The sequence below is a fragment of the Flavobacterium sp. ALJ2 genome (genome assembly GCF_015594725.1).
GTDB lineage: Bacteria > Bacteroidota > Bacteroidia > Flavobacteriales > Flavobacteriaceae > Flavobacterium.
In genome coordinates this window covers 55222-79734 of the sequence record NZ_JADNRC010000004.1, presented here as the reverse complement: position 1 = coordinate 79734, position 24513 = coordinate 55222, and the positions used below count along the sequence as shown (strand labels likewise).

The following is a 24513-nucleotide window of genomic DNA, read 5'->3' as shown; positions in this document are numbered from 1 at the left end:
CCTAGAAACTATATTTCTATGTGTTTATTTTAATTTTAAAACATCTGTAAATCAAGTAATATAAACTAAAATTTAAGGCACATCATCACCCATACTTTCTGTCCAGATAGCAAACCAATCTTCTTTTTCTAATTGTAATTCTACTGCTTTCATTAAAGCTTGAATTCTTGCAACGTTAACTGTTCCGGCAATAGGAATAGCTTTTGCTGGATGGCTTAAAATCCAACTTAGCAAAATAGTATCCGAACCTAAACTATATTTTGAAACTAATGTTGCTAATAGTTTTTTCAATCTTCTTGTTTGCTTGTTATCTTCTCTAAAAATAGTCCCCAATGGATTCCATGACATTGGGCGAATCCCGTGCATTTGCATATAATCAAAACTTCCATCAACCATCGGCTCATAATTTGTAGCCGAAAATTGTACTTGGTTATAACTAACATCAATTTTTTGGCGAATTAATTCTGTCTGCGATGTTGTAAAATTCGACAATCCAAAATCAATAATTTTCCCTTCTGTTTTAAGTTTTTCAATAGCTTCAGCAATTTCATCAGCTTGCATTAAGGGACTAGGTCGATGTAATAAAAAAACATCTAAATAATCTGTTTTTAATTTCTTCAAAGAATTTTCTACAGACCAGATAATATATTCTTTCGAATAGTCATAATGCTTAATTGTGTTTTTTCTGTTTTCCGCGATCATCTGAATTCCACATTTAGAAATCAGTTGTAATTTCTCTCTTGAAATTTTACTTGCTGCGAATGCTTTTCCAAAATCAGCCTCGGTAGTATATGAACCGTAAATATCAGCATGATCAAAGGTGGTTATTTTATTCTCTAGACAAATCTGGATAAGGTTTTCCATTTCTTTTGGAGTTAGATTTTTATCCCAAACTCCCCAATTCATAGTGCCCACGATTATAGGCGATAATAGTGTTTTGCTCATGGTAATATAACATTATTTGTAGTAATAAATCTTGCTTTCTAAAGCATAATCATCAAAGTTCTTAAAAATAGAATCACAATTCGTCCTTAAAATTAGCGCCTTGCCTGAAGTTTTAACCATTCTTTAACATCTTACTTCTCAAAAAATATTCAATTTGCACTCTCAAAAGTAAGGCATTAAATTCAAGGTTTTAAAAATATTTATATGGAAGAAAATACAACGACTTTAGACATTAGAGCGATCAATGAAAAAATTGAAAGAGAAAGTGCTTTCATAGACCTTCTCACAATGGAAATGAACAAAGTTATTGTGGGTCAGAAACATATGGTCGAACGTTTATTAATTGGACTTCTAGGTCAAGGTCATATTTTGTTAGAAGGAGTTCCTGGATTAGCAAAGACACTTGCAATAAATACCCTTTCACAAGCAGTACAAGGTTCATTCAGCCGTATCCAATTTACACCTGACTTATTACCTGCCGATGTTGTTGGTACGATGATTTACAACATTAAAGCAAATGAATTTTCTATCAAGAAAGGCCCAATTTTCGCTAATTTCGTCCTTGCCGATGAGATTAACCGTGCTCCAGCCAAAGTTCAATCGGCACTTTTGGAGGCGATGCAAGAAAAACAAGTTACTATTGGTGATACTACTTTTAAACTAGATCGTCCATTTTTAGTACTTGCAACTCAAAACCCTGTTGAACAAGAAGGAACATATCAACTTCCAGAAGCGCAAGTCGATCGTTTTATGCTTAAAACTGTAATTGACTATCCTAAAATGGATGAAGAGCGCTTAGTAATTCGCCAGAATTTAAAAGGAAGTTATGAAAAAGTAAATGCTGTTGTTTCTGTAGATCAAATTTTACGCGCACAAGAAGCTGTTCGTGAAGTTTATATGGATGAAAAAATAGAGAAGTATATTCTAGATATTGTTTTTGCAACACGTTATCCTGAAAAATATAAATTGGCCGACTTAAAACCACTTATCAGTTTTGGAGCATCTCCTCGTGGAAGTATCAACTTAGCCAATGCTGCAAAATGTTATGCTTTTATTAAACGTCGTGGATATGTAATACCAGAAGATGTTCGTGCAGTTGTACATGATGTATTACGTCATAGAGTGGGTATTACTTACGAAGCAGAAGCAGAAAACATAACTTCTGTAGACATCATTAATAAAATTGTAAACGAAATTGAGGTACCTTAAAAATTTGTTTAGCGTTTCAAGTTTCATGCTGGGATAACTAACCTGAAACCTGAAACTTTTAAACTTTAAACAAATAAAATGGATACAAAAGACCTGTTAAAAAAAGTACGGAAAATTGAAATAAAAACCAAAAGATTGAGTAATCATATCTTTTCGGGAGAGTACCATTCTTCATTTAAAGGACGAGGAATGACTTTTAGTGAAGTACGTCAATACCAATATGGTGATGATATACGTGCTATTGATTGGAATGTAACGGCACGTTATAATGAAGCTCACGTAAAAGTTTTTGAAGAAGAGCGCGAACTTACCATGGTTCTTATGGTGGATATTTCCGGTTCTGAAAATTTTGGTTCAAAAAGTCAGTTTAAAAAAGATATTGTAACAGAAATTGCTGCAACAATGGCTTTTTCGGCAACCCAAAATAATGACAAAATTGGTTTGATTTTATTTTCGGATATAATCGAATTATATATTCCACCTAAAAAAGGAAGATCACACGTATTACGTATCATACGTGAATTAATCGAATTTGAACCTAAAAGTCATAAAACCGATATTGCCCAGGCATTAAAATTTTTATCGGGTACACAAAAAAAGAAAGCCATCGTTTTTGTAATCTCAGATTTCATGTCTGATGATTATGAGCATACTTTGAAAATTGCATCCAAAAAACATGATATTACTGGTGTTCGGGTATATGATATTCGAGAAGAAAAAATACCAAATATCGGAATGGTTTCAATGCTTGATGCTGAAACTGGTAAAACACAATTAATCAATACCGGTTCCAAATCAATACGAGCTAATTACGAGAAACACTACCATAGCAAAGTAGCTTATTTTAAAGAAACTTTTAGCAAATCGGGTGCAGGTGTTGTAAATACTCGTGTGGATGAAAGTTATGTAACCAAATTATTAGGCTATTTTAAATCGAGATAAAGATTTTTGATTTAAGAAGGGTTAAAAAATGAATAAGCAAGAATTAGAAAATAGATTGATTGATTTTGTAGCAACTATAATAATTGTCGCAAGTAAGTTTGAAAAAAATTATGCTGGCAATCATCTATCTGGTCAAATAATTCGTTCTGGAACATCTCCAGCTTTAAATTATGGAGAAGCCCAAAGCGCAGAGAGTAAAAAAGATTTTATTCATAAAATGGGAATTTGTCTCAAAGAGCTAAGAGAAACTTTCGTTTGTTTAAAAATAATAGAAAAAGCAAATTTGTCATTAGATTTAGGAAATGTAACAAAAGCTAAAAACAGAGGTTAATGAATTAATTTCAATCTTTGTTTCAAGCATAAAAACATCAAAAAATAATTTATAAAGAATGAAAGATTAGAATTTGAAGAAAAGATATATGAATTTATTATCGGATAGAAAATCTGAAATCAAAAATCGTTAATCTTCAATCAAAAATCACTATCTGAATCAAAAAAATCAAATGAAATTAAAACTTTACATATTTTTATTCTTGCTATCGGCAACTGTTTTTGGGCAACAAAAACAAATTGAGACCAGCATAGATACTACTAAAAACAAAATTGGAGCTGAGTTTAAGTTAACAATTAAAACTTCTGTCGATTCTAAGTCGAAAGTTGTTTTTCCTAAACTTAAAAATATCGGACCTCTTGAGGTAATCAAATCGTATCCAATTGATACAGTCAAAAAAGACGACCGTTATGAATTGATTAAAAAATATGGTTTAACTCAATTTGACTCTGGAAAATATACCATTCCAAGCGTTCAAATCCTTATCGATAAAAAACCATATCTATCTGATTCTATTCGAGTAGAAGTTGCAAATGTGAAAGTAGATACATTGCAACAAAAAATGTATGATATTAAAGACATAACTAAAGTTGAAAATCAAATTGGCGATTGGTGGAAATACCTCTTGGCTCTCGTTTTAATTCTAGTAATTGGTGCTTTAGTATATTGGTTTATCAAAAAAAGACAACAGAAAAAGATAGAAGAAGAAGTTTACAAAACTCCTATCGAGAAAGCAACTAGCTTACTTAATACATTGGAGAAAAAAGAACTTTGGCAAAAAGGTGAAGTCAAAGCTTATTATAGTGAATTAACAGATATTGCTAGAAATTATATTGAAGAAGCAATAGAAATTCCTGCAATGGAAAGCACTACCTCAGAGTTGATTCAAGGTATTAGAGCCGCTTCTTTAAAAAAGAAAATGACACTAACTCCAGAAACTGTTGAGAACTTAGAACGCGTATTAAAACAAGCCGATTTGGTGAAATTTGCAAAATCTAAACCATTAGATTTTGAAATTACCGAAGACCGAAATAAAATACAAAAAGTAATCCTTACTCTTGACAATGCAATTCCTGTGGAAGTGACCGTTGAAGAAGATACTTTGTTAAACGAAGCTCAGAGACAAAAACAAATAAAACTTCAATTACTAAAAAAACGCAACAAACGTATTGCTTTATCCGTAGCTACTGTTTTATTTTTGATTATTCTTGTTACTAGCTATTTTATCGCTACAAAAGGTTTTACTTATGTAAAAGATAATATCATCGGACACCCATCTAAAGAATTATTAGAAGGGGAATGGGTGAAAAGTGAGTATGGAAATCCAGGCATAATAATAGAAACGCCTAAGGTTTTAAAACGAATGGATTTAACCAAAACTTTACCTAAAGAAGGCTTGGCACTAATTAAAGAGATGCAGTCTTTTGGATATGGAAGCCTAGTTGATAATTTCTCATTGATGATTTCTACTTTAAAATACAAACAAGAAACTCAAATTGATTTATCTAAATCATTAGAAGTTACTATCAAAACTATCGAAGCACAAGGAGCTCGAAATATGATTGTAAAAGAAGAAGATTTTGAAACTAAAGAAGGAATTCGTGGAATTAAGGGATATGGAACTTTCTCTATTATAGACAAAGGTACAAAGTCAAGTAGCAAAATGTATTACGAAATTCTTCTATTTAGTCAAGAAGGCGGATTACAACAAATAATGATTTTTCATGAAGAGGGAGATAGTTATGCAAATGATATTGCAGACCGCATATTAAACTCTGTAGAACTAAAAAAAGTAACTAATTAATGGATAAAATAACTTTTTTAAACCCTGAGTTTTTCTGGTTGTTTCTTTTGATTCCCATTGCAATTGCTTGGTTATTTTGGAAAAGAAATCAGCAATCGGCAACATTAAAAATGAGTTCATTGCAAGGTTTTAAATCTTCCGAATCATTATTAGCAAAACTAAAACCTTTCTTAGGCATATTTAGAATTTTAGCACTAAGCTCTTTGATAATTGCACTAGCAAGGCCTAGAACAGTAGATGTGAGCAACAAAACGAAAACGACAAAAGGAATAGATATCGTAATGTCAATAGACGTTTCTGGAAGTATGCTTGCGAGAGATTTAAAACCAGATCGTATGCAAGCGCTTAAAAAACTAGCTGCTGAGTTTGTAAACGAAAGACCAAACGACAGAATTGGAATCGTTTTATACGCATCTGAAGCTTATACAAAAATCCCTGTAACTAGCGACAAAGCAATTATTCTAGAAGCAATTAAAAGCATAAAATACGATAATGTTTTAGTTGATGGAACAGGAATAGGAATGGGATTGGCAACTGCTGTAAATAGGCTTAAAGATAGCAAGGCCAAGAGTAAGGTAATTATATTAATGACCGATGGTGTTAATAATGCTGGATTTATCGAACCTGATACCGCAGCAGATATAGCAAAACAATACGGAATTAAAGTATATACAATTGGAATTGGAACCAATGGAATGGCCGAGTTCCCATATGCAATTGCTCCTAATGGTCAATTTTTATTTAGAATGATGAAGGTAGAAATTGATGAGCAAATGATGAAAACTATCGCAAACAAAACGGGAGGTAAATATTTTAGAGCTACAAGTAATGAAAAGCTAGCCTCTATTTATAATGAAATTAATAAGCTGGAAACAACCGAAATCGAAGAATTAAAATTTTATGATTACGATGAAAAATTCCGCCCTTTTGTAATATTTGCAGGTTTATTGTTATTATTGGAAGTTGGATTAAGAAATACTGTTTACAGAAGCTTTATATAATATTTCAGTGTTAAATTACAGTCACAGTAAATAACTGGGAGCTGAAACTAGAAACTGAAAACTAGAATTAGAAAATGGAATTAGACGAAAAAAAATATTTATACCTTCTTATATTGCTTCCAATCTTGGTTTGCATTTTCCTTTTCAATATGTATTGGAAAAGAAAAAAGCAACGCGAATTTGGAGATTTGGAATTAGTGAAAAAACTAACTCCAGAGCATTCGGTTTTTAAACCCTTTTTAAAGTTGGGAGTTATCCTTTTAGCTTTAGCAGCATTGATTTTAGGATTGGTTAATCCGAAAATTGGAACAAAAATGGAAACCGTAAAACGAGAAGGGATCGATATTGTGTTTGCCGTAGACGTTTCTAAGAGTATGCTTGCAGAAGATGTAGCTCCAAGCCGTTTAGAAAAAAGCAAACAACTAGTTTCCCAAATTGTCAACCAATTAGGAAATGACCGAATAGGAATTGTTGCCTATGCGGGAAGTGCGTTCCCTGTTTTGCCAATTACAACCGATTATAGCGTAGCTAAAATGTTCTTACAAAGTATGAGTCCTGATATGGTTTCATCACAAGGAACATCTCTTGACGAAGCCATAAGACTATCAGCAACTTATTTTGACGAAAAAAGCAAAACAAGCAAACTACTGATACTAATCTCTGATGGAGAAGACCATTCTGAAGGTGCCGAAGCCGCAGCTGAAGAAGCCAATAAGCTAGGAATGAAAATCATTACCATTGGTATTGGAACTGAAAAAGGAGCTACAATTCCGTTGAAAAAAAATGGTGTAATCCAGAGCTTTCAGAAAGATAATAATAACGAAATAGTTATAACAAAATTAAATCAAGAAGGTTTAAAAGCTATTGCAAAAGCAACCAAAGGAGGCTATATTTATGGTGGAAACACTAAAGAGGTTTTAGATTATGTGAAAAATGCTTTAGACAATATCCAAAAAACAGAGTTTGAAGCTACACAAATGGCCGATTTTCAATCACAATTCCAATGGTTAATTGGTATTGCTTTTGTTTTATTGTTCATTGATCTGTTCTTATTGGAAAGAAAAACAAACTGGGTAAAAGAGTTGAATTTATTTAACGAGAAAAAATAATTGTTTCAGAACAGTTACTATCTTTTGAAACAAAAAAACAAAAAAATTAGAATGAAAAATTTACTTCTATATATTTTATTGACGCTTTCTTTGACTATTTCAGCTCAAGAAAAGGATAAAGCGTTGCCAAAAGCTAATGAAGAATATACACAGAATAAATTTGTAGATGCCGAAGCTAATTATAGAATTTCGCAATCTAAATTTCCAAATCGTACCGTTGCGCCTTATAACTTAGGAAATGCTATTTATAAGCAAAATCAAGCGAGCGAAGCTAAATTTGCCTACGCAAAAGCCTTAAAAATTGCCAAAACACCATCTCAAAAACATAAAGCTTTTCATAACCTTGGAAATGTTTTCATGAAAGAAAAAGATTATGGACAAGCAGTCGAAGCCTATAAGAATGCATTACGCAACAATCCTTCAGATGATGAAACCCGTTACAACTATGCATTGGCAAAGAAAATGCTAAAAGAAAACCCTCCTAAAGAAGATAAAAACAAAGACAAAAAGAAAGACAAGGACAAGGATAAAAAAGACGACAAAAAAGACGGCGATAAAGATAAAAAGGACGACAAAGGAGATAAAGACAAAGATAAAAAAGATGACAAGGGCGATCCTAATAAGGATAAAAAAGATGGAAAAGATGACAAAGGAAATCCTAAAAAAGATGACAATAAGGGTGAGCCAAAACCAGTGCCAGGCGGTATATCAAAAGAACGTTTACAAAATCTTCTAGATGCTGTAAATAATGAGGAAAAGAAAATTCAAGATAAAGTAAATGCCCAAAAAGTAAAAGGAGCTCCTAAAAAGACTGAAAAAGACTGGTAATTTTTAAGGTTACTCTTCTATTTGTTTAACTGTTTCTTTGATAAATAATATTAAATAAACATTCAATTAAGCAAATAAACAATCAAAAGCAATTAAACAGTTAAACAAAAACTGAAATACAGGTAATGAAAAGATATTTAATTCTATTACTATTAAGTTTCCAAGGGCTTATGGCTCAAGTTCAATTTGAAGCCAGAGTAAGTAAAACTACACTTGGTCTAAACGAAAGACTTCGAATTGACTTCATTATGAACGTTGATGGCGATAACTTTGTTCAGCCTTCATTTGATGGTTTCAGAATTGTGGCAGGACCAAGCCAACAAGTAAGCCAGTCATGGATCAATGGAAGAAGTTCATTTGAAAAAATTTATTCTTATTTTTTATTACCAAACCAAAAAGGAAGCCTTGTCATAAAACAAGCAGCAATAGAATATAACGGTCAGGTTTACAAAACTTCACCAATAAAAATAAATGTCACAGCTGCTGTGGCACAGGAAAGAGATCCTAATGACCCACAACAGATATCTGCAGATGATAATTTGTATTTAGTCGCAGATATCTCAAAAACGTCACCATATATAAATGAGCCAATTACAGTTGTTTATAAATTATATTTCAGTCATAATATCGGTATTACAAGTTGGAGAGAATTAAACAAACCAAAATATAATGATTTTTGGAGTCAGAATATCGAGATAAAACAGCCTGTTGCCGAAGAAGCCATGTTTAAAGGAGAAAGATATCGTTATGTTGTACTTAAAAAAACGGTATTATACCCTCAAAAATCAGGAAAATTAGCAATTGAACCTCTATCCTTAGACGTTGCTGTACAATTACCTACCAACAGAAGAAATATGTTTGGCCAAGTAATAATCACGGAAGGTAACAAACGCGTATCTGCCGGTTCAAAAACAATTTCCGTAAAAGCACTTCCCGAAACGAATAAACCCGAAGGCTTTTCAGGTGCTGTTGGTCGATTTGATTTTAAAGTAACACCATCCAAAACAACTTTAAAAAACGGAGAAGGTCTAGAATTAGTAGTTAGTGCAACTGGTAGCGGAAACATGAAATTATTTACTTTACCTAAACCTGTTGTACCAAATGCTTTGGAAATGTATGACCCTGTACATGATGAAAAAGTAAATACAACCCTTAGCGGTATGTCGGGAAAAGTTTCTGATACCTATACTATTATTCCACAATACAAAGGAAATTATGCTATAAAACCAATGCAATTCTCATATTTTGATTTGAATACGGGAAGCTATAAAACAATTACCTCTCCAGAAATAATGGTAAATGTTCTTGATGGCCCAACACCGACAGAAGCTAATGTAGCATCTGGTCCAACTGCTAAAAACAAAATATCGACTAGCGAACAATTCAAGTACATTAAACTTAGAAGCAATTTCACCTCAGTAATAAAAGATGATTTTTATGGTTCAAACTTATATTATGTCTTATTGTTTTTACCATTCCTTATTTTACCAATTATTGTTCTAGCTAAGAAGAAAAAAGAAGCACTTGATGGTGATATTACTGGAAACAGAATTAGAATGAATAATAAACTAGCCAAGAAATATTTATCACAAGCTAAAAAACAAATCAATAATAAAGAGGCGTTTTATATTGCACTTGAAAAAGCAATGCACAATTTCTTGAAAGCTAAATTACATATTGAAACTTCAGAAATGAGTAAGGATAATATCAAAGAGATCTTATTATCAAGAAATGCAAATTCAGAATCAGTTCAGAATTTCATTAACTTAACAGAAAACTGTGAGTTTGCACGATATGCACCAGCATCTAGCGCTTCTATTCAGCAAGATTTTGATAAAGCAGTATTGATAATTTCAGAATTAGAAAAACAAATTGTTTAATATGGTTTCTAACCGCAAAACCCGCTAAGAATTTTAATTCATATTGGATTGAACTTCAAAAAATTGAAACTCTTATTACATATCAATAAAATGAAAAATATTCTTTTATACCTATTCTTATTATTATCCCAAATTTTCTTTGCTCAAAATAGCTTTGATAAAGGAAATGCTTTATACCAAGAATCTAAATACGAACAAGCAGTACAAGAGTATGAAAACGTTATAAAAGTTGATAAAAAACAATCGGCTGAATTATATTATAATTTAGGCAACTGCTATTACAAACTAAATAAAGTAGCTCCAGCAATATACAATTATGAAAAAGCGTTGGTATTAAACCCTAATCATCCAGAGGCTTTAAACAATTTAAAATTTGCGAAAAAACTAACTATCGACGAAATAAAAGAAGTGCCTAAAGTTGGTTTTGCAAAACTGATCCGAAACTTTACCGGAATATACCATTACAATACTTGGGCATGGATTTCTGTAGGGATCACTTCAGCTTTCTTACTTTGCTTTATTGGATATTATTTTTCGCAACTTACACGTACAAAAAGAGTTTACTTTATCGGAATGTTTTTAATATTACTTGCTTTACTTGTAACTTTAACAGCAGGGTTTCTAGAAAAAAGTCATTTTGACAATGAAAGACCTGCTATAGTATTTTCAGAAATTGCCGAAGTACGTAGCGAACCTCAAAAAGCTGGTTCATCAATTTTTACACTTCATGAAGGAGCAAAAGTATACGTAAAACAATCATTACAAAACTGGAAAAAAATAGAATTAACTGATGGGACTGAAGGTTGGATAGAATCCTCAGCAGTTAAAGAGGTGAAATAGTTTTTTACCACGTCTATATCTTTAAATAAAAAAATAAGACTCTTAAAGCAGTCTTATTTTTTTTGCATACAATTTAAACTTTGCAAATCTTAATTCAACATAAGCTAAATCTAATTTCTTCACGAATCTTTGTAGAAAAAAACTAAAATTTATAAACCTTCTCAGGTGTAACGCAATAATCCAATTTCACATCTCCTTCAAAAACATCTGTAATCTCGATTTCTGGTTCAAAGAAAGACAATCCTATTTTTATAGTTTCGGGTTTACATTCAGATAAAAACTTATCATAAAATCCTTTCCCATATCCTACTCTATTCCCAAAAGTATCAAAAGCCAAAAGAGGAACAAAAACAACATCAATTTTGCTTGATGGAACTTCTAGACCATCTACAGGTTCAGGAATATTATATTCATTTTTTTTAATTCTGGTATTATCTGTAAGCAAAAAATGGGTCATTTCTCTAGTTTCAAAATTACTTTTTGAAACAACAATTTCTTTGTCCTTACCAGCTAATAAATGCAGAATAAACTCCGTGTTTACTTCTTTATGTTCTACAATCGGTAGAAAAACATGAAAATAAGTTTTCTCCCAAATTGGTAATAAAAGTACTTTATTGGCAATAACCAAACTCAATTCTTCAATGTCTGTTTCAGTAAGCTGATTTCTTAACCTTTTTTTTTCTAAACGCAATTCTTTCTTAGTTGTCATCTTCCTCTAAATTGTTTTTGGACATATGATAAATAGCATCACCTTCATACACAATTGGCGAATGGTTTGCATTTATGATATAACCATCATGTGGTGCTTTCACCTTTCTTTCAAACTTACCAAATGGATCAGTAATAATTGCTAAAATAGCTCCTTTTTTAACAAACTTACCAATTGTATCATAGTCATGTAGCAATCCAGAGCATTTAGCGCGTAGCCATACTGATTTTTCAATATAAATAGAAGGTTTATCTGGAGTTTCAACAACCTGATTAGAATCTAACATTTTCAAATGAGCGAGTAAACGCTTAACTCCATCAATACCTACATTAGCAATATCATGATTAATATCTAATGATTTTCCGCCTTCGAAAAGCAACATTTTCACTTTTAATTTTTCACTTATACTTCTAAACGAACCCGAAATATTTTTAGAATACAAAGTAAAGGGTGCGCTAAACACATCTGCTAGAATTTTTAAATCAGGATTGTTTTCAGAAAGTCTAATCTGTGGCGCATTAAAACGACTTGCTCCACCAGCATGAAAATCGACTGCGTAATCGACAATTGGTAAAACATCAGCAACTATGTGATATGCAAAGCGACTTGCCAAAGAACCTTTTTTACTTCCTGGGAAAACTCGATTTAAATCGCGACCATCAGGAAACTCTCGTGCTTTATTTACAAAACCATACATGTTTATTACAGGAATACAAATGATAGTTCCTTTTTTCGGACGATTTATTTTCTTGCTAATTATCTGACGAACAATTTCGACACCATTAATTTCATCACCATGAATCCCTGCAGAAAAGAGCACTACAGGCCCTTCGAGCTTAGAACGTCTCACAATAACAGGAATATTAAGTTTAGTAGTAGTGTGCAGTCGGGCAATTTCGACATTGATGGTTTTACTCTCACCTGGTAAAATGGATTCACCAAAAATCACCAGCGGTATACTGTTTCTCATATTCAATAATAAAAGCTAAATATAGAAATTATATTTTATATTTGTACATTTGGGTTTTAATACATAAATTCCTAAACAAAATCAACAAACTAAAACACAAATGAAAAAAATTGCAATTTTATTTGGTGCATTATCTCTTTTGATTTCTTGCATGAGTAAAGAAGAAAAAATGAAAAAAGCAGAAACAGATGGAAATGAAGTAATCGCTGTAAAATCTAAGTTAATAGAAGGTGCAGGAAAAGCACTCCAAGAACAAGGAAAAGAAGCTGCGAAAAGTGCTTCAAAAGGAATCGGTGATGTAATCAAAGGGATAAATTCAGGAATAAGCGAGAGTATAAATACATCAAAAGTAATTTCAGAGCCTACTTTTAAGGTAAACTTCGAGGAATGCAAAGCTGAAAAAATATACGGAGCAGATACCGATAAGCAGAAAAAAGTAACCATATACTTAATCGCTAAAAATGATTTTAAAGGAGATCTAATTTTAAAAGCATACGATGCTAATAAAAAAGAAATTGGAAGAAGCAGATTAGAAATTTCTATTAAAAAAGATGATGCAAAATATGTAGATTTCTCATTTGATGAAAGAACACATTTACTACAAACAGAATACTTTACAATTAAATAAAAATTCCCAATAAAGAAAGAGTCCGTTTTCTATAGAAAACGGACTCTTTCTTTTGAAGAAACTCAAAAGAATTATATATTTTAAACTCAAAAGTTTAATTTTGTTATATGCATACTCCACTCGAACTCCAAATTCAAACATTACCAGACAACCCTGGCGTATATCAATATTATGATAAAGACGGAAAAATATTATATGTAGGTAAGGCTAAAAATTTAAAGAAGAGAGTTTCCTCATATTTTAACAAAATTCATGATACAGCCAAGACTAATGTTTTGGTAAAAAAAATTGTAACTATAAAACACATTGTTGTTCCTACTGAAACCGATGCTCTTTTATTAGAAAACAATCTTATAAAAACCTTACAGCCACGCTACAATGTATTATTACGTGATGATAAAAGCTATCCTTGGATTTGTATAAAAAAAGAACCTTTTTCCCGCATTTTTTCTACACGCAAAATGGTCAAAGATGGTTCAGAATACTTTGGCCCTTATACCAGCTTTAAGACCGTTCATACGATTTTGGATCTCATTAAAGAGCTTTATCCTCTTAGAACCTGTAATTACGATTTAAGTAAATCAAATATCGATAGTGGCAAGTTTAAAGTATGTTTGGAATTTCATATTGGCAATTGTAAGGGTCCGTGTGAAGGATTAGAAATACTAGAAGATTACCAAAAACAAGTTGATGCAATTCGCGAAATTCTAAAAGGAAACTTCAAAGAAAGCATGAAGGATTTTAAACGTCACATGACCCAATTGGCACAAGATCTACGTTTTGAAGAAGCTCAAAAAATAAAAGAAAAAATAGAAGTTCTCGAAAATTATCAATCACGATCAACTATTATTAATCCGAAAATTACCAACATTGATGTGTTTTCGATAATTTCTGATGAGAGTGCCGCCTATGTCAATTTTCTTCAAATTTCGCATGGGTCGATTATACGTTCACATACATTAGAAATAAAAAAGAAACTAGACGAAACTGATGCCGAATTACTTGAACTAGCTATAATCGAACTTCGCGAACGTTTTCAATTACTTTCTAAAGAAATAATTGTGCCTTTTGAAGTCGATTTAGGAGAAAATATAAAAGTTACTGTTCCACAATTGGGTGATAAAAAACAAATCCTCGATTTATCAATTAGAAATGCCAAATTTTACCGCATAGAACAACTCAAACAGTTACAAATTGTAGATCCTGATCGCCATACAAAACGTATTATGGCACAAATGCAAAAAGATTTACGCCTACCTATTGAACCACGTCATATCGAATGCTTTGACAACTCCAATATACAAGGAACAAACCCTGTTGCTGCCTGTGTGGTTTTTAAAGATGGAAAACCAAGCAAAAAAGATTACCGTCACTTTAATGTAAAAACTGTCGAAGGCCCAGATGATTTTGCGTCTATGACCGAAATCGTCTATCGCCGTTATAAAAGATTATTAGAGGAAAACGAACCATTACCTCAATTAATAATTATTGATGGAGGAAAAGGACAATTGTCAGCTGCTTTAAAAAGTATCGACGAACTTGGTTTACGAGGTAAAATTACAATAATAGGTATTGCCAAACGTCTTGAAGAACTCTTTTATCCTGGAGATTCAGTACCATTATATCTAGATAAAAGATCTGAGACATTAAAAATAATACAACAATTACGAAACGAAGCACACCGATTCGGAATTACATTTCACCGTGATAAACGCAGCAAAGCAGCATTAAATTCATCTATAGAAAGTATTCCCGGAATTGGCGAAAAAACCATGTTAACCTTAATACAACATTTTAAAAGTGTAAAACGATTAAAACTGGCTTCGGAAAAAGAAATAACAGACGTTATAGGTCCATCCAAAGCAAAAAAAATAACAACATTTTACAACAACAACAACTCGGTATAATACCATGAAAATAATCATTTTAAATATCCTCCTACTATTTTCATTCCATAGTTATAGTCAAAAAGATAACATAAAAATAAAAGCAGTAAATGATTTCGAAAAATTAGAAATCACAACCTCTAAGAATAATAAAATACAAATTATAAATAGTATTGAAACATAGGGCTTGAATGCGACGAATTTTGCGACATACAAATAAACAAAAAGAAGAAAACAATCCAATCTAGTTGCAGAGTTGGCGCACGATGGCATACCGATATGTAGAAATTTAACAAAAACAAAAACCTAATATTATTGAAGAAATAATATTATTAAAACAAATTTGACATATAAAGTTCAATAATATTTCCGACTTTTACAAAACAAACCAGCTATTTCTATGAGCCTCATCCAGCTGTCCATTACGAATACTCGATTAATAAACTTTTTTTCTATTGTAAAAAAAGAAGCTTCTAGGGTCGCTCTTTTTATACAAGAAAAAATAGCCTTTATGTACTCGCAGTTTTCCATTCCGATAGCTATTGGAACCATCAAGAACATAAAACCATTAGTTGTTTTAATAGTATTAGGTTTCACTCAGAGTACATTTTCTCAAGACACCATAAAAAAATTAAACACCGATGAATCGTATCGACCAAAAATAGGATTGGTACTAAGTGGTGGTGGTGCCAAAGGATTTGCTCATATTGGTGTTTTAAAAGTGCTAGAAGAAGCTGGAGTGAAAATAGATTTTATAGGAGGTACCAGCATGGGGTCTATAATCGGAGGTCTTTATGCTTCAGGATACAATGCAACTCAAATTGATTCAATTTTCAAAAAGACAAACTTTGATGATTTAATAAATGATTATATCCCAAGGTCTTCTAAAAATTTTTACGAAAAAAGAAATGACGAATTATATGCTATAATTTTACCTTTTAGTAATTTCAAAATTGGTATCCCCGAAGCACTTTCTAAAGGGATGTATAATTATAATTTGTTAAGTAGCCTTACTCGAAACGTAAGACACATTCGAGATTTTAATCAATTGCCTACTCCATTTTTGTGTATTGGTACCAATATTGAAACTGGTGAGGAAGTATTATTAAACAAAGGCAACTTGGCTCAAGCCATGATTGCCAGTGCAGCATTCCCATCCTTGTTTTCTCCTATAGAAATAGATGGAAAACTTCTGGTAGATGGTGGAGTTGTAAATAATTACCCAATAAAAGAAGTTCGAAATTTAGGTGCAGATATCATTATAGGTGTCGATGTTCAAGATGATTTACTAGATCGACATAAGCTTAAAGATGCAACTCGCATATTAGTACAAATTACCAATCTTCAATCTATAGACAAGATGAAGAAAAAAGTAAAAAACACAGATATTTATATCAAACCAGATATTAAAGAATATGGTGTAATTTCATTTGACAAAGGAGGTCAAATTATTCGCAGAGGAGAAGATGCTGCTTTTTCTGTTTATGAAAAAATCAAAGCATTAGTAGAAAAACAAGGCTATTATAAAAAACCTAAATTAAAAGTAGCTTCAGACACACTCCAAATAGAGAACATAAATTGCAACCACTTAGACAATTACACTGACGAATATATAACAAGTAAATTACGTTTTAAATCTGGCTCAAAAATCACCTATGCTGACCTTACTAAAGGAGTTAACAACATTAATGCCACCCAAAACTTTAGTGCCATTTCATATTCATTAGATCCTGATAATTCTATAGACAACTTAAACTTAACACTAAAAGAAAACCCAACACAAACTTATTTAAAACTTGGTCTACACTATGATGGCTTATACAAAAGCGCTATCTTAGTAAATCTAACCCATAAAAAAACACTCTTTAAAAATGATATTACTTCATTAGATATAATTTTAGGAGATAATTTTAGATATAATTTTGACTATTATATTGAAAATGGGTTTAATATAAGTTTTGGATTTAAATCAAAACTAACGCAATTTAACCGAAATATAACTACCCAATTAAGTGATCCTCTAAACAAAAGTATAGATCCAAATTTAGTTAATGTCGATTTTCTTGATATAACTAATGAAGCGTATTTTCAAAGTATTTTTGTTCAAAAATTCTTGATTGGAGGTGGTGTAGAATATAAATATTTAAGAATAAACTCCAAGACATTAACCAATATAGATCCTAATATTGACAATAGCAGTTACTTTAGTTTATTCGGTTATATGAATTATGATAGTTTCGACAATAAAGATTTTCCTAAAAAAGGATGGGGTTTCTCAGGTAATATCCAATCCTATTTGTTTTCTTCAAATTATACAAAAGCATTTGAGCCTTTCTCTACTGCAAAAGCCGAAATTGGTTTCGCAGAAACCATATTCAATAAAGCTACTATCCTCTTTAAAACCAATGCGGGACTAACTTTTGGTCAGGCGAGTGTACCTTTTTTTAATTATATATTAGGAGGTTATGGTTACCAAAAAATAGATAATTTTAATTACTTCTACGGATATGACTTTCTAAGTACAGCAGGAAATAGCTTCATAAAAACTGAAGTAACTTTCGATTATGAAATATTCAAAAAGAATCACATTAATTTTGCTGCCAACTTCGCAAACCTCGGAAACAACATTTTCGAAGGTGTCGAATGGGTGTCGGTACCAAAATACACAGGTTATGCCATAGGCTACGGCTTAGAAACAATGTTAGGCCCTATAGAAGTAAAATATTCTTGGTCACCCGAAAATACAAAAGGTTACACCTGGTTTAAAATAGGATTTGTATTTTAATTTGAATTTTTGGAGATTTTTTATATTATAAATAACATAATATGCAATTTTAATTAAAAAAAATACGACATTTGTTATAATGAAAACAAAATGGATAGGTTTATTAGATTATCTTCAATTCCTCATTAAGAGAAATCCTGAGTAATGGTTTCGATTTGGGATAATTGGTCAATTAGAAAATAAACTAATTATCTGTTCACACAATTCATATTTTCTAATTATCTAATTTACAAATTATCTAATTGAAAAGCCATGCCATTATATCATAAATTAGGAAGTTTTCCTCAAAAAAGACATACCCAGTTCGAAAAACCAAACGGCGGACTTTATTATGAACAGTTATTTGGAACTGAAGGCTTCCACGGACACTCATCATTATCCTATCATGTTCACAGACCAACACAAGTCAAGGAAATTCTAAACTCTTACTCTGTTGAACCGAAAATTGCAATCGGAAAAAATATAAAATCATTACTTTTTAAAGGCTTTGAATTAAAACCCGAAAATGACTTTCTAGATAGCCGAAAAGCAATGTTAGTCAACAAAGACTGTATTATTGGATTGGCAGCCCCAAAAGAATCACTAACAAAATATTTCTATAAAAATGCAGATGCAGATGAAATGCTTTTCATCCACAAAGGAAAAGGAAAACTAAGAACCATGTTAGGAAATATCCCTTTTGAATATGGTGATTACTTAATTATTCCTAGAGGTATCATATACCAAATAGAATTTGAAACGGAAGACAACCGTCTTTTTTATGTCGAATCTTATTCTCCATTTTACACCCCTAAACGTTACAAAAACCAATCTGGTCAGCACTTAGAGCATTCCCCATTTTGTGAACGTGATTTTATATTGCCGAATGAATTAGAAACACATGACGAAAAAGGTGATTTTTTAATTAAAATCAAAAAAGAAGGCATTATACACGAAGTACTTTATGCTACACATCCTTTTGATGTTGTGGGTTGGGACGGTTACAATTTTCCGTATGGATTTTCGATTCACAACTTCGAACCTATCACTGGACGCGTACATCAACCACCACCAGTACACCAAACTTTTGAAACGGCAACTTTTGTAGTTTGTTCATTCTGCCCAAGACTTTACGATTATCACCCGAAAGCAATTCCGGCACCTTACAACCACAGCAATATCGATTCAGATGAAGTGCTATACTATGTTGATGGCGATTTTATGAGCCGTAATAATATTGAACAAGGCCACATCACTTTACACCCAAAAGGAATTCCGCATGGCCCTGCTCCTGGCGCAATGGAACGCAGTATTGGCCACAAAGAAACCCACGAATTAGCCGTAATGGTTGATACTTTCAGACCTCTTATGGTTACAGAAGAAGCAATGGGGCTTGATGATGGACAGTATTACAAATCCTGGACGGAGTAATTTCACTTTCAATCTAACCGCAAAGTCCGCAAGAATTTTACGCAAACATCGCCACGACAAACTTTGCGAACTTTGCGTTTTTTACTTAGCGCCCTTTACGGTTAAAAAACCAAAACTTAAAAACAACATTTCGGTTCTTCAATTAAACGATTAACCGCTTAAACAAATAAACACAATGAGTAAAGAAGTAAAATCAGTAGAATACGGTTTAGAAAAAATATTTGAAGGAGCACAAGACTTCCTTCCATTATTAGGAACAGATTATGTAGAATTCTACGTAGGGAATGCAAAACAATCGGCTCACTATTACAAAACAGCTTTTGGTTATCAATCATTAGCCTATGCAGGATTAGAAACCGGAGTAAAAGACAAAGCATCTTATGTATTAAAACAAGATAAAATCAGAATTGTTTTAACCACACCATTAACACAAGACTCTCCGATCCATGAACATCTTAAAAAACATGGTGATGGGGTAAAAGTTGCTGCTCTTTGGGTTGAAGATGCCAGAAGCGCTTATGAAGAAACCATGAAACGCGGTGCTCGCTCTTTTATGGAACCAACTGTCGAAAAAGATGAATCTGGAGAAGTAGTTCGCTCAGGAATTTATACTTACGGAGAAACCGTTCATATTTTTGTGGAAAGAAAAAACTACAATGGTATATTCTTACCAGGTTACAAAGAATGGAAATCTGACTATAATCCAGAACCAACAGGATTAAAATACATCGACCATATGGTAGGAAATGTAGGCTGGAACGAAATGAATACTTGGGTAAAATTCTATGAAGATGTTATGGGATTTGTAAATTTTTTATCCTTTGACGACAAACAAATCAATACAGAATACTCTGCGTTGATGAGCAAAGTAATGAGTAACGGAAACGGAAGAATAAAATTCCCAATCAATGAACCAGCCGAAGGAAAGAAAAAATCACAAATTGAGGAATACTTAGATTTTTATGGCGGCCCAGGAATACAGCATATAGCTATCGCTACAGATGACATCATAAAAACAGTATCTGAATTAAAAGCCAGAGGTGTAGAATTTTTATCTCCACCTCCACACACATACTACCAAGCAATTCCTGAGCGTCTAGGGGTTCATATGGATATGATGAAAGAAGATTTGAATGAAATAGAGAAACTAGCCATTATGGTCGATGCAGACGAAGATGGGTACTTATTACAAATATTTACAAAGCCAGTTCAAGACCGCCCTACCCTATTTTTTGAAATAATTCAGAGAATGGGAGCTAAAGGATTCGGCGCTGGCAACTTCAAAGCCCTTTTTGAGTCAATTGAAAGAGAGCAAGAATTGCGAGGAACGCTGTAAAAAGTCTTTTTTTATGCATTATGCGAAAAAATTCTCTTTAAACTGATGCTTTTTTTACAAATGTTATGTTAAACTAACTTTTTTGCTATTATTTTTAAGGAGTTTATATCTATCTTTGCACTCGCAAAACAGGAGGGGGTGGTTTCCTTCCTAAATTGATATAAATTTCATAATTTATAGTTTTTTGGTTAGTTAATAGCATAAAAACTCAGTCATTTCTTGACTGAGTTTTTTTGTTTTAATAAATTTGGAATAGAATTTGCTTTTATTTTTATAAATTGTCAAAGAAACTTATGAAAAAACTAATCCTCTGCATATTCGTAATGCTTACACTTAGCTTCGACACCAAAAAAGAAGATGCCTTTGATGTGGGTGAATGGTTCAAATTTAGAATACATTATGGCATTATAAATGCTGGATATGCAACTCTAGAAATGAAAGAAGCGACAGTAAACAACAAAAAAGTATTCCACGCAGTGGGCAAAGGATATACAACTGGTATGTCTCGCTTTTTCTTCAAAGTAGATGACTTATACGAAAGTTACTTTGACAAAGAAACAGGCAACCCATATCAATTTGTACGAAAAATAGACGAAGGTGGTTATACCAAAAATCAAGAAGGCTTTTTTAATCAAGATGGCCGAGTTTTGGTAAAAGACTACAAACACAAAACAGAAAAAACAGTAGCTGTTGGTAAAAACGTGCAAGATATTATATCTTCTTTTTATTATTTGAGAAATCATCCTAATATAGATAAACTGAAATCAGGAGACTCAATAACAATCGACATGTTTTTTGACAACGAAACAACAAAATTTAAGTTAAAATTCGTAGGTCGTGAGGATATTACAACTAAATTTGGAACCGTTCCAACAATGATTTTTAAACCATTGGTACAATCGGGGCGAGTTTTTAAAGAAAAGGAAAGCGTAACTCTATGGATAACAGATGACGACAATAAGTTGCCTGTCCGAATAAAAGCAGAACTTGCCGTTGGCTCATTAAAAGCCGATTTGGATGCATACAAAGGATTAAAGAATCCACTTAAAGTAAAAAAATAATGAATATCACTGATAATTCAGAATCAATTTTAAAAGAAATTGGCAAAAAATACCATGCTATTAACCAAAAAACAGATGTACAATTAGAAGGTCTGCTTTGGTCTAAACCTATTACCTATTGGGATTACATTCAAACTGATGCACTTTTAAACCTACAAATACAAAGAACAACCCTGCCTGATGAAATGGTATTTATAATGTATCATCAGGTAAATGAATTAATTTTTAAAATGATTCTATGGGAGATTGAACAAATTTCGGAAGCAGAAAACATTCAAACCGATTTTTTTAGCGAACGCCTTTCTAGAATTACACGATATTTTGACATGCTTACCAACTCATTTAGTATTATGGAAAATGGAATGGAAGTAGAGCAGTATATGAAATTCCGAAACACATTAACACCAGCAAGTGGTTTTCAGAGCGCACAATATCGACTAATCGAATTTTCCTCAACCGATGTTATAAATTTAACAGATCGCAGATACAAAAATACATTTGATGCAAGCACAAATCTAGAGACTAGCTTTGAGCACTTATATTGGCAAGCAGCTGGAAAAGATTATCAAACAGGAAAGAAATCATATTTACTTCAGGAATTTGAGAAAAAATACAAATCTCAGTTTCTAACTCAAATGAAAGAATACCAAACTAAAAATATTTGGCAAAAATTCAAGCAACTTCCAGAAAAAGACCAAAAAAACCCAGTATTAATTGAAGCAATGCGCCATTACGACCATACTGTAAATATTACTTGGGTAATGCAACATTTAAACACAGCTAAAAAATACATTCTTGAAAGCGGAAAAGGAAATGGAGAAGCAACTGGCGGAAGCGATTGGCAAAAATATATGCATCCAAAATACCAACGTAGAATATTTTTTCCAGAATTATGGAGCCCCGAAGAATTAGCCAATTGGGGAAATGAAAAAGAAGTTTAATTAATAAAATAAGGAAGAGTTTGAAACAAGTATTAGCAATTATAACACTATTATTTTTAATAATATCATGTAATAAAACAACGGATAAAATTGAACCAAAAATTACCAAACCAAAACCAGTAAAAATTGAATTTGGATTTAATTATGCTGACTACAATGTAATTAATGACACTATAGAAAAAGGACAAACTTTTGGATCTATAATACAAGGACAAAACATTGGTAACAAACAAGTCTATAGTATTGTAGAACAAATCAAAGATTCATTTAATGTTAGAAACATCCGATATCACAAACCATACACGCTTCTTAGATCAAAAAATAAAACAAACGATCTACAAGTTTTCATATACCAACCCGATGCATTAAGCTATTATGTAATTGATTTACGAGATAGCGTTGCAAAGGCATACAAAAAAGTAAAACCCGTTACTCTTAAACGAAAAATAATAGGTGGCATTTTAAAAAACTCTCTATCGGGGACTTTAGGAAATGAAAGCGTCGAAACTGCACTTGCTAGCCGAATTACTAAAATATTCGCCTGGTCTATCGACTTCTTTAAATTAAAAAAAGGAGATCGCTATGGCTTAATTTTTAAAGAACGCTTCATAAATGACTCTATTTATAATGGTGTAGAAGAACTAGAAGCTGCTTTCTTTGAATATAAAGGCAAAATCGTTTACGCCTTCCCTTTCGAACAAGATACAACATCTGGAAAAATAGAATATTATGATGATGAGGGAAAAACACTTAAAAACCTCTTCCTGAAAACACCAATAAAATTTAGCCGAATCACATCTAGATTTACTAGCAATAGATTTCACCCTGTACAACATACTTGGAAAGCACATAAAGGAACCGATTATGCAGCTCCTACAGGAACCCCAATATCTACAACGGCGGCCGGAATTGTAGAAACTACAGGATACACTGCTGGAAACGGAAATTTTGTTAAAGTAAAACACAACGGTACTTACTCTACCCAATATTTACATATGTCCCGAATATTAGTAAAACGAGGACAAAGAGTTACACAAGGACAAACAATAGGATTAGTAGGAAGCACAGGATTGGCAACCGGACCTCATGTTTGTTATCGTTTCTGGAAAAATGGAGTTCAGGTTGATGCTTTAAAATTAAATCTACCAACAGGAGAATCGTTGACTGGTAGAAATAGAGAACGCTTCTTAAAGCAAATAGAACCTCTAAAAAGAGAACTGGACAGCATTGGAAATTTGTAGTTTTTATTAAAATCTCATCTTTTAAAAAAGGAAACAATGAAAAACTATCGTCTTAAATCTATTTATAATGAAACTTTTTCAGGTTTAAAACTATTTTACAGAGATACCCATTTACCCGATAACTTAATTTTAAATTATAGAGTTGGTCAAATAATTCAAGAAAAAGACTTTACTGATATGAGTTCTTTTGGCGAAGGCCTTTCAGAAAATTTCAGATATTTAATAGCCAGCGCTCATGCAAAAGACTTATCAATATTCAATCCCAATTCAGCAAAAATCGGGCACTTTCTCATAGATACCCTTGCTTATTTTAAAGTATTGGACATTCTGACAATCGAAGACAAAACTCAAATTTTGCTTTTAAATATTCCTGACAATTCACTAACACTCTTTAAAAATTCATCTTCAAATTTGGAAGAAGAAATCACAGAAAAAGCACGAGATAATTTCATTAACAAAAAAAACAGCCTGCTAATTCCAGAACTACAAACTAAAGACTGGAAAGAAAGAACAAAATCTCCAATTGGAATAAATGATAATGGCGTAATGTTTTTTGATGATTCTAAAATTAAAATGGAATCACCGAAAAGAATAGAAATCAATATGGACAAAAAAACAATTGAAGTTAACAAGAAGCCTTGGTGGAAAATTTGGTAA

Annotated in this window: 21 protein-coding genes; 18 read left to right on the top strand and 3 right to left on the bottom strand. The window is 32.2% G+C overall.

The genetic code is table 11. From position 1 onward, the window contains the following. Nucleotides 1–72: 72 nt before the first annotated feature. The gene (locus IUY40_RS05910) at nucleotides 73–945 is read right to left on the bottom strand and encodes an aldo/keto reductase (RefSeq protein WP_195735941.1); all 873 of its coding nucleotides are present in this window, start codon (nucleotides 943–945) and stop codon (nucleotides 73–75) included. A gap of 204 nt (nucleotides 946–1149) precedes the next feature. On the opposite strand from IUY40_RS05910, the gene IUY40_RS05905 reads away from it, so the two are divergent. The 9 genes from IUY40_RS05905 to IUY40_RS05865 all read left to right on the top strand — a co-directional run bounded on the left by IUY40_RS05905 (nucleotide 1150) and on the right by IUY40_RS05865 (nucleotide 10889). Continuing rightward, a complete protein-coding gene (locus IUY40_RS05905) occupies nucleotides 1150–2154 on the top strand; it encodes a MoxR family ATPase (RefSeq protein WP_041518585.1) in 1005 nt (334 codons plus the stop codon). 78 nt (nucleotides 2155–2232) lie between these two features. Continuing rightward, a complete protein-coding gene (locus IUY40_RS05900) occupies nucleotides 2233–3096 on the top strand; it encodes a DUF58 domain-containing protein (protein ID WP_195735940.1) in 864 nt (287 codons plus the stop codon). Nucleotides 3097–3124: 28 nt separating this feature from the next. Continuing rightward, a complete protein-coding gene (locus IUY40_RS05895; RefSeq protein WP_229335406.1) occupies nucleotides 3125–3427 on the top strand; it encodes a four helix bundle protein in 303 nt (100 codons plus the stop codon). Between the two features lie 172 nt (nucleotides 3428–3599). Next, entirely contained in the window at nucleotides 3600–5231 is a 1632-nt protein-coding gene (locus IUY40_RS05890) for a hypothetical protein (RefSeq protein ID WP_195735939.1), read from the top strand. Next, nucleotides 5231–6232, top strand: a complete 1002-nt coding sequence (locus tag IUY40_RS05885; RefSeq protein WP_195735938.1) for a VWA domain-containing protein — start codon at nucleotides 5231–5233, stop codon at nucleotides 6230–6232. The genes IUY40_RS05890 and IUY40_RS05885 overlap by 1 nt, the downstream gene beginning before the upstream one ends. Nucleotides 6233–6306: 74 nt before the next feature. Further along, a complete protein-coding gene (locus tag IUY40_RS05880) occupies nucleotides 6307–7341 on the top strand; it encodes a VWA domain-containing protein (RefSeq protein WP_195735937.1) in 1035 nt (344 codons plus the stop codon). Nucleotides 7342–7392: 51 nt separating this feature from the next. After that, a complete protein-coding gene (locus tag IUY40_RS05875) occupies nucleotides 7393–8169 on the top strand; it encodes a tetratricopeptide repeat protein (protein WP_195735936.1) in 777 nt (258 codons plus the stop codon). A gap of 125 nt (nucleotides 8170–8294) precedes the next feature. Next, the gene (locus IUY40_RS05870; protein WP_195735935.1) at nucleotides 8295–10049 is read left to right on the top strand and encodes a BatD family protein; all 1755 of its coding nucleotides are present in this window, start codon (nucleotides 8295–8297) and stop codon (nucleotides 10047–10049) included. Between the two features lie 90 nt (nucleotides 10050–10139). Continuing rightward, nucleotides 10140–10889, top strand: a complete 750-nt coding sequence (locus tag IUY40_RS05865) for a tetratricopeptide repeat protein (protein ID WP_195735934.1) — start codon at nucleotides 10140–10142, stop codon at nucleotides 10887–10889. A gap of 142 nt (nucleotides 10890–11031) precedes the next feature. Here the strand turns inward: IUY40_RS05865 and IUY40_RS05860 are convergent, their stop codons facing one another. After that, nucleotides 11032–11598 carry a 5-formyltetrahydrofolate cyclo-ligase gene (locus tag IUY40_RS05860; protein WP_195735933.1) on the bottom strand — a complete coding sequence of 189 codons (567 nt, stop codon included), beginning with the start codon at nucleotides 11596–11598 and terminating at the stop codon, nucleotides 11032–11034. Further along, nucleotides 11588–12568, bottom strand: a complete 981-nt coding sequence (locus IUY40_RS05855; protein ID WP_195735932.1) for a succinylglutamate desuccinylase/aspartoacylase family protein — start codon at nucleotides 12566–12568, stop codon at nucleotides 11588–11590. Before IUY40_RS05855 ends, IUY40_RS05860 begins: the two co-directional genes overlap by 11 nt. 100 nt (nucleotides 12569–12668) lie before the next feature. Between IUY40_RS05855 and IUY40_RS05850 the strand changes: the two genes are divergently transcribed. The 9 genes from IUY40_RS05850 (at nucleotide 12669) to IUY40_RS05810 (ending at nucleotide 24513) form a co-directional block, all read left to right on the top strand. Beyond that, nucleotides 12669–13196, top strand: a complete 528-nt coding sequence (locus IUY40_RS05850; protein WP_195735931.1) for a hypothetical protein — start codon at nucleotides 12669–12671, stop codon at nucleotides 13194–13196. Between the two features lie 107 nt (nucleotides 13197–13303). Beyond that, a complete protein-coding gene (gene uvrC / locus IUY40_RS05845; RefSeq protein ID WP_195735930.1) occupies nucleotides 13304–15103 on the top strand; it encodes an excinuclease ABC subunit UvrC in 1800 nt (599 codons plus the stop codon). Nucleotides 15104–15482: 379 nt separating this feature from the next. Further along, nucleotides 15483–17867 carry a patatin-like phospholipase family protein gene (locus IUY40_RS05840; protein WP_229335395.1) on the top strand — a complete coding sequence of 795 codons (2385 nt, stop codon included), beginning with the start codon at nucleotides 15483–15485 and terminating at the stop codon, nucleotides 17865–17867. Nucleotides 17868–18119: 252 nt separating this feature from the next. Next, entirely contained in the window at nucleotides 18120–19277 is a 1158-nt protein-coding gene (locus tag IUY40_RS05835) for a homogentisate 1,2-dioxygenase (protein WP_195735929.1), read from the top strand. 175 nt (nucleotides 19278–19452) lie between these two features. Next, nucleotides 19453–20613 (top strand): 4-hydroxyphenylpyruvate dioxygenase, encoded by a 1161-nt coding sequence (hppD, locus tag IUY40_RS05830; protein WP_195735928.1) that lies wholly within the window; start codon nucleotides 19453–19455, stop codon nucleotides 20611–20613. A gap of 293 nt (nucleotides 20614–20906) precedes the next feature. Further along, on the top strand, nucleotides 20907–21674 hold the full coding sequence (locus IUY40_RS05825; protein ID WP_195735927.1) for a DUF3108 domain-containing protein: 768 nt from the start codon (nucleotides 20907–20909) through the stop codon (nucleotides 21672–21674). Next, nucleotides 21674–22615, top strand: coding sequence for a tryptophan 2,3-dioxygenase family protein (locus tag IUY40_RS05820; protein WP_195735926.1), 942 nt, complete (start codon nucleotides 21674–21676; stop codon nucleotides 22613–22615). The genes IUY40_RS05825 and IUY40_RS05820 overlap by 1 nt, the downstream gene beginning before the upstream one ends. Before the next feature lie 20 nt (nucleotides 22616–22635). Beyond that, nucleotides 22636–23856, top strand: coding sequence for a peptidoglycan DD-metalloendopeptidase family protein (locus tag IUY40_RS05815; RefSeq protein WP_195735925.1), 1221 nt, complete (start codon nucleotides 22636–22638; stop codon nucleotides 23854–23856). A 36-nt stretch (nucleotides 23857–23892) separates the two neighbouring features. Further along, a complete protein-coding gene (locus tag IUY40_RS05810; protein ID WP_195735924.1) occupies nucleotides 23893–24513 on the top strand; it encodes a hypothetical protein in 621 nt (206 codons plus the stop codon).